The sequence below is a fragment of the Companilactobacillus nodensis DSM 19682 = JCM 14932 = NBRC 107160 genome, assembly GCF_000615905.1.
GTDB classification, from domain to species: domain Bacteria; phylum Bacillota; class Bacilli; order Lactobacillales; family Lactobacillaceae; genus Companilactobacillus; species Companilactobacillus nodensis.
In genome coordinates, this window is the sequence record NZ_BAMN01000051.1 from 1 (window position 1) to 1,262 (window position 1,262).

Annotated in this window: 2 rRNA genes; both read left to right on the forward strand. The window is 50.6% G+C overall.

The features are described from left to right. Positions 1-1,077 (forward strand): 23S ribosomal RNA (locus tag JCM14932_RS13925); the annotation flags it as partial. 70 nt (positions 1,078-1,147) lie between these two features. Next, positions 1,148-1,262 (forward strand): 5S ribosomal RNA (gene rrf / locus JCM14932_RS13930); the annotation flags it as partial.

Genomic DNA, 1,262 nt, shown 5'->3' on the forward strand with positions numbered 1-1,262 from the left:
GGGCTGACGCCTGCCCGGTGCTGGAAGGTTAAGAGGATCAGTTAGCGTAAGCGAAGCTGAGAATTGAAGCCCCAGTAAACGGCGGCCGTAACTATAACGGTCCTAAGGTAGCGAAATTCCTTGTCGGGTAAGTTCCGACCCGCACGAAAGGCGTAATGATTTGGGCACTGTCTCAACGAGAGACTCGGTGAAATTATAATACCCGTGAAGATGCGGGTTACCCGCGACAGGACGGAAAGACCCCATGGAGCTTTACTGTAGCTTGATATTGAGTTTTTGTGTGACATGTACAGGATAGGTAGGAGCCGTTGAAATCGGAACGCTAGTTTCGATTGAGGCATTGGTGGGATACTACCCTTGTTATATGAAAACTCTAACCTACACCATTTAGCGTGGTGAGGGACAGTGTCTGGTGGGCAGTTTGACTGGGGCGGTCGCCTCCTAAAATGTAACGGAGGCGCTCAAAGGTTCTCTCAGAATGGTTGGAAATCATTCATAGAGTGTAAAGGCACAAGAGAGCTTGACTGCGAGACTGACAAGTCGAGCAGGGACGAAAGTCGGACTTAGTGATCCGGTGGTACCATATGGAAGGGCCATCGCTCAACGGATAAAAGCTACCCTGGGGATAACAGGCTTATCTCCCCCAAGAGTTCACATCGACGGGAGGTTTGGCACCTCGATGTCGGCTCATCGCATCCTGGGGCTGTAGTCGGTCCCAAGGGTTGGGCTGTTCGCCCATTAAAGCGGTACGCGAGCTGGGTTCAGAACGTCGTGAGACAGTTCGGTCCCTATCCGTCGCGGGCGTAGGAAATTTGAGAGGAGCTGTCCTTAGTACGAGAGGACCGGGATGGACATACCTCTGGTGTACCAGTTGTGCCGCCAGGCGCATCGCTGGGTAGCTACGTATGGAAGGGATAAACGCTGAAAGCATCTAAGTGTGAAGCCCCCCTCGAGATGAGATTTCCCATTCCTTTATGGAAGTAAGATCCGTTAGAGATTATGACGTAGATAGGCTGCGGGTGGAAGTGTAGCGATACATGGAGCTGAGCAGTACTAATAGATCGAGGACTTAACCGAGTAAGTGGTTTGAAGTGTTTCAATAATTCATTTGATTAGTATCTAGTTTTGAAGGTACGAGTAAGAATAGTGTGGTGGCGATGGCAAGAAGGATACACCTGTTCCCATGCCGAACACAGAAGTTAAGCTTCTTCACGCCGAAAGTAGTTGGTGGGAAACTACCCGCGAGGATAGGAAGCTGCCAC